Below are 9,588 nucleotides of genomic sequence, written 5' to 3' on the forward strand. Positions count from 1 at the left end.
TTCTGGCTGATGATCTCCGAGATCTACCCGATGGAGGTCCGCGGGACGGCGATGGGCGTCGTCACCGTCGTCAACTGGGCCGGCAACCTGATCGTCTCGCTGACCTTCCTCCGGCTGATCGACGGCATCGGGCAGACGGGCACGTTCTGGCTCTACGGCGTGCTCTCGCTGCTCGCGCTCGTCTTCTGTTACCGGCTCGTCCCCGAAACCAAAGGGCGGTCGCTCGAGGAGATCGAAGCCGACCTCCGCGAGACGGCGTTCGGCAGCGACACCGTCGACCGGTCTCACGCCGTCGAGACGGACGACTAGCGGTCGAACAATACTGATTTTCGCATTCTTGAGAAACGGTACTCGAGATTCGGTGCCGGTCACAGCTCGGACGACCCCTTACTGGTCGGTATCGATCATCCCGAAGTCGTAGCCGGAATCGGTCTCGCGAGCATTTTCGTAGACCACGCGAGCGGCTGCAACGTCCTGAATGGCGAGTCCAGTAGAATCGAAGACGGTGACACCCGTCTCCGCGGTTCGACCCGCTTTCGCACCGACGACGAGTTCGCCGATCTCGCCGTGGATGTCCGCGTCGGTCAGGACTCCCTCGCCGTAGGGGACGTTGATCTCGCCGGAGTGGGTACACTGCTCGTGGTCGTCGATCACGATCCGCGCCGCGCCCAGTAGCTCGTCGCTCAACTCGTGTTTCCCCTCGGCGTCGGCCCCGATGGCGTTGATATGGGTCTGGTCGCCGACGTCCTCGAGTCCCACGATCGGGTCCTCGACCGGCGTCACGGTCGAAAGCACGTCACAGTGGCCGGCTTCCGAAATCGAGCCGCCGCGAACGTCGAAGCGGTCCTCGTAGGTTTCGACGAACCGCTCGACCCGCTCGTCGTCCGGGTCCGAGACGACGACCTCCTCGATCGGTCGGACCTCGCTGATCGCCTCGAGTTGGGTGTAGGACTGGACGCCAGCTCCGACGAGTCCGAGACTCGAGGCGTCCTCGACGGCCAGATAGTCGGTGGCGACGGCCGCTGCGGCACCGGTCCGTTTCATCGTGAGCGTCGTCCCGTCCATGATGGCAAGCGGGAACGCGGTCTCAGGATCGGAGTAGATCATCGTCCCCAGTACGGTCGGCAGCCCGTGGTCCGCGGGGTTGTCGGGGTGGACGTTGACCCACTTCAGCCCGGCGGCGTCCCAGTCGCCCGTATCGAGGTACGCCGGCATCGACCGGAAGTCGCCGTTGTACTGCGGGAGATCGATGTACGATTTCGCGGGCATCTGGGTGGTCCCGCGCTCGAAGGCACCGAAGGCCTGCTCGACGGCGTCGATGACGGCCGCGAGTGCAGCGTGCTCGTCGACATCGTCGCTGTCCAGTAGAAGCGTGTTCATACCCGCGAATATTGCGGGCTCGCACTTAGTTCGTCGTGAATCGACGGCAGCGTGGGATGCGGGAACGCCCGGTACATGCGACGCTATCACTACTCACGGGAACGCGAGAACAATCACAGATCATATACTTGTCACTGACTCGAGGAAACTCAAATCGGCGACAAAACGGCAAAGATGGGCCGACTCGAAACGGCGGAGACGGTAGCTTGAGCGGTGATGGACGACGACTCCCACCGCGAGGGCCGCAGGCCCGAGCGGGCCGACGACCGATGTGGAGGCCCCGACGGGGCCGAAACGGAGGGAGGAGTGCTTTTAATCGAATTTTTGCCGAGGGCCAGCTTGCTGGCCCGTGGTTCGAAAGGCGCGAAGCGCCTTTCGTCATCACGAGAGAGCTTCGCTCTCTCGAACGACAGAGCAAAACTTCGTTTTACATCATGCCGCCCATGCCGCCGCCCATACCGCCCATGCCGCCGCCCATGCCACCGCCGCCCGGCGGCATCTCTTCGTCATCGTCGTCGTGGGAGACCGCGAGGTCGCCCGCGGCGATGACGTCGTCGATGCGAAGCAGCATGACGGCCGCCTCGGTGGCGGACTCGATGGCTTGGGTCTTCACGCGAAGTGGCTCGTAGACGCCCTCGGCGTCCATGTCGATGGTGTCGCCGGTGTAGGCGTCGAGGCCGGCACCCGTGTCGCCGCCGTCGTGGGCGCTACGGAGTTCGACCAGCGAGTCGATGGGATCGAGACCCGCGTTCTCGGCCAGCGTGCGCGGGATGACCTCGAGCGCATCGGCGAAGGCTTCGACGGCGAGTTGCTCGCGGCCGCCGACGGAGTCGGCGTAGTCACGCAGTGCGAGCGAGAGGTCGATCTCGGGCGCGCCGCCGCCGGCGAGCACCTTGCCGTCCTCGATGGTCGTGCGGACGACGCCCAGCGAGTCCTCGACGGCGCGGTCGATCTCGTCGATGACGTGCTCGGTGCCACCGCGGAGGATCAGGGTGACGGCCTGTGCGTCGTCGACGTCCTCGACGAAGATGCGCTGGTCGCCAGCGATCTCCTTCTGGGCGACGCTGCCGGCGACGCCGAGGTCCTCGGCGGTCAGGTCGTCGACGCTCGAGACCGGCGTTGCGCCGGTTGCGCGTGCGAGCTGACCCTGGTCGCTGGACTTGACGCGGCGGACGGCGATGATGCCCTCCTGTGCGAGGTAGTGCTGGGCCATGTCGTCGATGCCGCCGTCGACGAAGACGACGTCAGCGCCGGCGTCGGCGATCTGCTCGGCCATCTCTCGCAGCTGGGCCTCTTCCTGCTCGAGGAACTGCTCGAGCTGGTCGGGGTCGGTGACGTTGACCTCGGCGTCGATCTCGGTCTCCTTGATCTCGAGGTCGCCGCCGATGATCGCGACGTTGGCGTCCTCGGCGAAGTACGGCATGTTCTCGGAGACGCGCTCCTTGTCGACGATGACGCCCTCGACGAGCTCGGAGTTCTCGATGGAGCCGCCGACGACCTTCTCGACTTTGATGTTGTCCGTGTCGACGCCGTTCTCGTCGGAGACCGCGCGAACGGCCTCGACGATGAGCTCGGAGAGGAGATCCTTGGCGTTTTCCGCGCCCTTGCCGGTCATCGCCGTCGCGGCGATCTGCTCGAGGATCTCGGTGTCGTCCTCGTCGACGTCGATGGCGATCTCCTCTAAGGCCTCGGTGGCCTCTTCGGCGGCCTCTCGGTATCCCTGTGCGAGGGTGGTCGCGTGGATGTCCTGGTCCAGCAGGTTCTCCGCCTGGCTGAGGAGTTCGCCGGCGATGACGACGGCACTGGTGGTACCGTCACCGACTTCCTCTTCCTGGGTTTCGGCGACTTCGACGATCATGTCGGCCGCGGGATGGTCGATCTCCATCTCCGAGAGCAGGGTGACACCGTCGTTGGTGACGATGACGTTGCCCGACGAGTCGACGAGCATCTTGTCCATCCCCTTCGGGCCGAGGGTCGTCCGAACCGATTCGGCGACCGCCTTCCCGGCCTGCACGTTCATCGACTGCGCGTCCTCCCCGGAGGTACGCTGGCTGTCCTCCGAGAGTACGATAAGGGGCTGGTTGCCCATCTGCTGTTGAGCCATAGTCACTCGAGTGATTGTTTGCTATTCTATATAAGCCTTACCCTATCGAATAGGTAGGGGCCCTAGAGGTGGCCCCTGTCGTGCGTTTTCGAACCGATGGCTGTTCGGGTATTTATACTTGCACTGCGTGAGAACCACCGCACAGATGACGTGTCCGGAGGGATTCGAACGGGTTCAGCTATCGGTCGAAAAGCGGTTCACACAGCGACTCGTCTGAGCGCGGGAGAAGACAGTCGACGGAGCGACGAAATCGAGACGAACGGACGGGATCAGGACTGGCCGCCGGGGAACCGGTGGTACTCCATTCCCTTGTGTTTCATCTCGTTGTGCTTCTCCTCGAGGAAGGAGTAGACCGCGCCGTGGGGCGCGCCGTCGAGTAACATTTCGGCGGCGCTCCGGACGACGTCGACCTCCTGTGGTGCGCCGATGACGCCGAGCGTCGAGCCGTAGATGACGACATCGGCACCGGTCAGTTCCTCCATCAGTTCCCGGGTCCGGCCGCCCTCGCCGATGAGCCGGCCCTTCTTACGTTTCATGTCGGTCTTGTTGCGCGAGGCGGCGTCGATGTCGACCACGTCGAACAACATCATGTCGTTCTCGAGCAGTCGCAGGGCATCCTCCGGTGCGAAGCCGCGGCCGATTGCGCGGACGATCTCGGGGCCTTTGAGGCCGAGCACGGGATCGCCGACGGTTTCGACGGCGACGGAGCCGTTCTCCGAGTCGATGTCGAGTCGCACTTCGGCTTCCGCCTCGATCTCGCGCATCGTCTCGCCTCCTTCACCGATGAGAACGCCGATGCGGTCCTGCGGAATCTTCACGTGCTGCATACAGTCCGCTACTGGCTGGGCGAGGTTAAGCGCTTGGTCCGCGAGTACCGGGTGCGTCGTGGCACCGATACGCGCGATCGACTCGAGGCGCGGCGCGGTCGAAGCCCGCTACTCGCTGACCGAGCGGAACCGCACCGACTCCGAGCGGGTGTCGACGATCGCGACCGTCCGATCCGCCTCGGACGCCAGCACGTGCGCGCCGGGGTTGAGTACCGTCGTCCGCCCGTCCTCCGACAGTTCGCGCTCGTGGTGGTGGCCGTAACAGACGAAATCGTAGCCATCGCCGGCCGCGATCGCTGCGACCTCCGCCGTACTCTCGCCGTGGAGAACTGCAAAGGAGAGCCCGTCGAACTCGAGGTCGGCGAAGCGGCCGTGGAGTCGGCTCTCGTCGCCGAGCCGGTCGAACGCCGCCTGGATGTTCGCGACGTCGCCGTCGTTGTTCCCGAGGACGCCATGGAGTTCGAACGCCTCGAAGTAATCGATCATCAGGGGTGCGACGAAGTCGCCGCAGTGAACGACGATCTCGACGCCTTCATCGGCGAAGACCTCGGTCGCCCGTTCGATGGCTTCGACGTTGTCATGAGTGTCGGAGATGATGCCGATGTTCATACGCGTTCGCGCGGGAGCGATCCACTAAGGCGTTCGGGGAACGCTGATTCGGGAATCACTGCACGATCGAACGGCTATCGATCGAGTCCCGTCGGCACGCCGGCCCGCTCGAGTGCACGCCGTTGCTCTCCGTCGGTCAGCCGGAAGGGGTCGAGTTCGGCCTCGAGCGATCCCAGTTCCGCGCGTCGGCGCTGATGCTCATCGAGAAACTCTGTAATCCGCTCAATCGCGAGTTCCTTCAACTCCCCGCTGAGCAGATCGCCAGACCGGTAGTCGGCCGCGATGCGTTCGAGTTCGGCGTCGTCGGATTCGAAGAAGTATCGGAGGTACTGGAAGGGAACATCGACGGTCGGGTCACCGCCCTTCTTCCGGTGTTCCTCGATAGTTGCCCGACCGCCGGTGTAGGCGTGGGTCCGGATCGTCTCGGCGACCGTTTCGGGATCGGCAGTGAGTTCGATCGAGGGCGCATCGCCGGAGGAACTCATTTTGCCCGGTCCGTCGAGACTCGGGAGGAAACGGCCGAGCAGCGCGCCCGGCTTTTCGACCGGTAGCGCCTCCTTTGCGGCGACATCTCGACAGATGCGAACGTGAGGATCCTGATCAATGGCGATGGGGACCAGCGTCGGCTGCCGGCCCGCAACGAGTTGCGGGAGCAGGAGGTGAGTCGCCTGCACGGCGGGATAGAACTGTAGGCCGACGGTGTCCTGCTCGCCGTAGACGGCCTCGACAGTGGCCGGTGTGAGGTGCTTCGCGAGGCGAACCGCGATCGGGTAGACCACGTCCGCGTCGGCGGTGTCGATGACGATCCGCGTCCGGTCGGGATCGAAGCCGACGGCGAGGATATCATGCAGGTTCTCGCGGGTGTGCTCGCCGATGGCGTCGAACGACTGGTCCTTTGCGAGGAACTTCTCGTCGTCGGAGAGCGGGATATAGACCGTCGCGCCGGTCTTCCACTGGAACCGCTTCGCGAGGTACAGCGGGAGGACGTGCCCCAGATGCATCGGTCCCGAGGGCCCGCGACCGGTGACGATCGCGTGCGGATCGCCGGCCGCGGCGGCTTCAAGGTACTTGTCGACGTCTCGGCCCGCGTAGAACGTCCGCCGTCTGAGCAGCGGGTGGTCGGGGAAGCGTTCGATCTGCTCGTCGGTGAGCCGGTTGGCCCCGAACCGCTCGAGCAGTTTCTCGTAGTCGATCTCGCCGTCGACGGCGTAGGGAGTGACGGTGAACTGGTCGGCGGGCGAACTCGAATCAGTGCGCGTCGTCTCGGTGGTATCTGCGGTTTCGCGTGAGTCTGTCATTCGTGTCTCGGAGTCGACTGCAGCGGCTGGAAGACGATTCAAACGGAAAACGAGCGAAGGGAGCGCCACCGCCGCGGTCGCCGGGTTAGGCCGCGTCGTCCGCCGCGACGACACTGTCCGCTCTCGAGAGGGGCTGCCAGCGCCACTGCCACTCGAGAGCGGAGATCACTGTCCGTCTATTTTTAGTCAGTGGTGAAGAAGATTTCGGGGGGATTGACTCGAGAATCAGTCTCGAGACGGGTCCGGCTCCGGGTTCGTGACGAACTCGAGGAGGTCGTCCTCGGCGACCTCGAGCCCTTGCCGAGAGAAGAAGCTCGCGACGTTTCGGCAGTCTCGCTCGAGGAACTCGCGGCTGTTGGGGTGGTGGACCGTGACGGCCTGTCCGAGGTCGATCAGGACCAGTTGCCCCTCGTCCGCGTCGAAGACGACGTTGTACTCGCTCAGGTCGCCGTGGATCAGGCCCGCCGAGTAGAGCCGTCGCATGTACTCGCGCATGACCTCGTAGGCGGTCTGGGGGTTCTCGATCTGGACCTCGCCGAGCCGTTTGGCGCGGCCGTCGTCGGTCCCGATGTACTCCATGACCAACACGTTGCGCTCGGTCGCGATCGGTTCCGGCACCCGCACGCCGGCCGCCTGCGCCCGGCGGAGGTTCGCCAGTTCCTTTTTCGTCCACGCGAGGACGACGTCTTTCTTCTTGCCGCCCAGTCCCTCGAATCGGGGATCGCCCTCGAGGTAGTCGCGCATCTGACGGAAGTTCGAGGCGTTGATCCGGTAGATCTTGACTGCGACCTCGCGGTCGTCGCCCTGCGCGAGGTAGACGTTTGCCTCCTTGCCCGTCGAGAGCGGGCCGCCGAACGCATCGACGTAGCCGTCCTGGACGAGTTTGTACAGCGCCGCCAGGGTCGCGTCGTCGAACACCGACTGCTCGACCTTGAACTGATCGGCGTCTTTGATCCGCTCCTCGAACTGCTCGAACTTTCGGTCGCGCTTGCGGGCGATGCGATCGGCGTCGGTCTCCGAGACATCGATCTCCTCCCACTCGTCGCCCGGGGTATCGACTTCCTCGAGGTCGACCAGTCCGAACTCCGGTCCCTGTCCCATCTACTCGGTCGTAGGCTCTCCGACGGGTAAAGTACTGGGTCTGGTCGCCGGCTCGGTTCGGTCGCTGCGACGCCGGGAGTCGACCGGCGAATGACGATTTATTTATGGCCGCTGTCGCAAACTCGGAGCGACTCGAACATGGGACTGGATTTCACACCGAAGACCTACGACGAAATCCCCGAGGACAAGCAACCGTCGTTGGGGGAAGCGCTCGTGCCTATCGCGGGGATGCTCCTGTTCCTCTCGGCCGGAATGATCTGGTTCGATATGGACCCGCAGATGCCCTTGCTGTGGGGGATCGCCTTCGCGGGACTGTTCGGCCGGTACTACTTCGGCTACTCGTGGAGTGACCTCTACGACGGCATCGGGCGCAGTATTCTGACCGGCCTCCAAGCCATCCTCATTCTGTTCGTCATCTACATGCTCATCTCGTCGTGGATCGACTCCGGGACGATCCCGACGCTCATGTACTACGGACTCGAGTTCCTGTCGCCGCGGATCTTCCTTCCCTTTACCGTCGTCCTCTCGGCGGTCGTCGCCTTCGCGATCGGCTCGTCGTGGACGACGGCCGGGACGCTCGGCGTCGCGATGATCGGGATCGGGTCCGGGCTCGGGATCCCGGAGGCGATGACCGCCGGTGCCGTCCTCTCGGGGGCCTACACCGGTGACAAGAACTCGCCGCTCTCGGATACCACGAACCTCGCCGCCGCGGTGACGAACACGGAACTGATGGACCACATCCGGGCGATGCGTCCCGGCACCGCGATCTCGTTTGCGATCTCGCTGGTCCTGTTCGTCGTCTTGGGCCTGAGCGCCAGCGGGACGATCCCCGTCGGCCGCGTCGCCGAGATTCAGGGCGGGCTCTCGAGTAGCTACGTGATCTCGCCAGTCACGTTCGTCCCGCTGGTCATCACGTTCGCGCTCGCGCTCTACGGCTTCCCGGCGTTGCCGTCGCTCGGGGCCGGAATCTTCACCGGTGTCGGGGTCAGCATCGCCGTGCAGGGAACGAGTTTCGCCGCCGCGTGGGAAACCGTCCACAACGGAACGGGTCCGGAGACCGGCGTCGACCTCACGAACGAACTGCTCGCCAGCGGCGGACTGTCCGGTTCGGTGTGGGTGATTTCGATCGTCATCGCCGCGCTGGCGCTTGGCGGGATCCTGCAGGAAACCGGCGTGCTGGCGGCGATCGCGTACCACATCGGACGGGCCGTCAGCAGCGTCGCGGGCCTGACCGCCGGCACGGCCGTGGGAACCGTCGCGATGAACTTCCTCGCCGCGGAACAGTACATGGCGATCGTCGTGCCCGGCATGACCCTACAGAACCTGTACGACGAGTACGACCTCGAGAGCCGGAACCTCTCGCGGGCGGTCGAAGCCTCGGGGACGACGACGTCGGCGTTCGTCCCGTGGGGCTCGGGTGGGGTCTTCATGGCCTCGGCGCTCGGCGTGCCGGTGATCGAGTACGCCCCGTACTACTTCTTCGGCATCCTCTCGCCGCTGGTCCTGATCCTGATGGGAGTGACCGGGTGGGGGATCGTCTACACGGACGATACCGACCGGGACGACGCCGAGAAAACGGCCGAACCGACGCCGACTGTGGACTGATCCCGCTTCGCGTCTCACCCTGGCTCGCGCGCACGGACTTTTGCCGTCGCGGGTCCTAGGTGCTCGCATGATCGACCGACCCGAACGACGAGCGCGGCCGACGGAGGGACGATGACGGACTACGACGTGACCCTCGAGTGGGCCGACGGCCGGACCGAGTCGATCGTCGTCGCTGACGACGAGACGGTCCTCGAGGCGGCCCAGCGGGCCCGTATCCGGCTTCCCTACGACTGCCGGTCCGGGACCTGTATCACCTGCGTCGGCCGGCTGATCGGGCTCGAGGACGGGGACGGCGGCCGCGACGAGAACGAGCCGATCGACGCCGCGGAGGGGTTTACCTACCGACGGCAACCGCAGGCCCTGACCGAGCAGGAAGGGGCGGATGGCTACGTCCTGTTGTGTATCGCCTCGCCGCGGGCCGACTGCCGTCTCGAGGTCGGGCCGCGAGTACGCGCCGAAGTCGGCGACAGTCCGTGGGCTTGACATCCTCCCCGCCCTGAAGGGCGAGGATTCCTCTCGTTGGAGTCTCAGTCGTCCTGAGTTTCCACGGAGGCAACATTCCCACTCGATGTGGTACTCTGGTTTGTGTAGTCCTCGTTGGCCGTTGTCTCCACTGCGATGGAGGGCGGGCTATGGTCGTCCCGCCAGTCGTGATTGTTCCACT

The 9,588-nt window shown here is 64.9% G+C and carries 9 protein-coding genes; 3 read left to right on the plus strand and 6 right to left on the minus strand.

All coding sequences use genetic code 11. The annotated features are described in order from the left end of the window. A partial coding sequence (locus C489_RS13470; protein WP_006431849.1) for an MFS transporter occupies positions 1-309 on the plus strand: 309 nt, incomplete at its 5' end. Positions 310-387: 78 nt separating this feature from the next. Here the strand turns inward: C489_RS13470 and C489_RS13475 are convergent. The 6 genes from C489_RS13475 to rio1 form a co-directional block, all read right to left on the minus strand. Continuing rightward, the gene (locus C489_RS13475; RefSeq protein ID WP_006431850.1) at positions 388-1,380 is read right to left on the minus strand and encodes an alanine dehydrogenase; all 993 of its coding nucleotides are present in this window, start codon (positions 1,378-1,380) and stop codon (positions 388-390) included. 427 nt (positions 1,381-1,807) lie between these two features. Continuing rightward, the gene (gene thsA / locus C489_RS13480; protein ID WP_006431851.1) at positions 1,808-3,469 is read right to left on the minus strand and encodes a thermosome subunit alpha; all 1,662 of its coding nucleotides are present in this window, start codon (positions 3,467-3,469) and stop codon (positions 1,808-1,810) included. A 284-nt stretch (positions 3,470-3,753) separates the two neighbouring features. Beyond that, positions 3,754-4,311 carry a KH domain-containing protein gene (locus C489_RS13485; protein ID WP_006431852.1) on the minus strand — a complete coding sequence of 186 codons (558 nt, stop codon included), beginning with the start codon at positions 4,309-4,311 and terminating at the stop codon, positions 3,754-3,756. A 108-nt stretch (positions 4,312-4,419) separates the two neighbouring features. Next, on the minus strand, positions 4,420-4,920 hold the full coding sequence (locus C489_RS13490; protein ID WP_006431853.1) for a metallophosphoesterase: 501 nt from the start codon (positions 4,918-4,920) through the stop codon (positions 4,420-4,422). Between the two features lie 74 nt (positions 4,921-4,994). Further along, positions 4,995-6,218 carry a tryptophan--tRNA ligase gene (locus C489_RS13495; RefSeq protein WP_006431854.1) on the minus strand — a complete coding sequence of 408 codons (1,224 nt, stop codon included), beginning with the start codon at positions 6,216-6,218 and terminating at the stop codon, positions 4,995-4,997. Positions 6,219-6,443: 225 nt separating this feature from the next. Next, the gene (gene rio1 / locus C489_RS13500) at positions 6,444-7,319 is read right to left on the minus strand and encodes a serine/threonine-protein kinase Rio1 (RefSeq protein WP_006431855.1); all 876 of its coding nucleotides are present in this window, start codon (positions 7,317-7,319) and stop codon (positions 6,444-6,446) included. A 138-nt stretch (positions 7,320-7,457) separates the two neighbouring features. Between rio1 and arcD the strand changes: the two genes are divergently transcribed. Together arcD and C489_RS13510 are read left to right on the plus strand one after the other, a co-directional pair. Further along, positions 7,458-8,924 (plus strand): arginine/ornithine antiporter ArcD, encoded by a 1,467-nt coding sequence (arcD, locus tag C489_RS13505; protein ID WP_006431856.1) that lies wholly within the window; start codon positions 7,458-7,460, stop codon positions 8,922-8,924. Positions 8,925-9,035: 111 nt separating this feature from the next. Further along, on the plus strand, positions 9,036-9,407 hold the full coding sequence (locus C489_RS13510; RefSeq protein WP_006431857.1) for a 2Fe-2S iron-sulfur cluster-binding protein: 372 nt from the start codon (positions 9,036-9,038) through the stop codon (positions 9,405-9,407). Positions 9,408-9,588: the final 181 nt, after the last annotated feature.

Origin of the sequence: Natrinema versiforme JCM 10478 (genome assembly GCF_000337195.1) — an archaeon.
GTDB classification, from domain to species: Archaea; Halobacteriota; Halobacteria; order Halobacteriales; family Natrialbaceae; genus Natrinema; species Natrinema versiforme.

Coding starts and splice junctions, on each gene's coding strand:
- C489_RS13485 (WP_006431852.1), bottom strand. CDS start 4,311: ATGCAGCACGTGAAGATTCCGCAGGACCGCATCGGCGTTCTCATCGGT.
- C489_RS13490 (WP_006431853.1), bottom strand. CDS start 4,920: ATGAACATCGGCATCATCTCCGACACTCATGACAACGTCGAAGCCATC.
- arcD (WP_006431856.1), top strand. CDS start 7,458: ATGGGACTGGATTTCACACCGAAGACCTACGACGAAATCCCCGAGGAC.
- C489_RS13475 (WP_006431850.1), bottom strand. CDS start 1,380: ATGAACACGCTTCTACTGGACAGCGACGATGTCGACGAGCACGCTGCA.
- rio1 (WP_006431855.1), bottom strand. CDS start 7,319: ATGGGACAGGGACCGGAGTTCGGACTGGTCGACCTCGAGGAAGTCGAT.
- C489_RS13510 (WP_006431857.1), top strand. CDS start 9,036: ATGACGGACTACGACGTGACCCTCGAGTGGGCCGACGGCCGGACCGAG.
- C489_RS13495 (WP_006431854.1), bottom strand. CDS start 6,218: ATGACAGACTCACGCGAAACCGCAGATACCACCGAGACGACGCGCACT.
- thsA (WP_006431851.1), bottom strand. CDS start 3,469: ATGGGCAACCAGCCCCTTATCGTACTCTCGGAGGACAGCCAGCGTACC.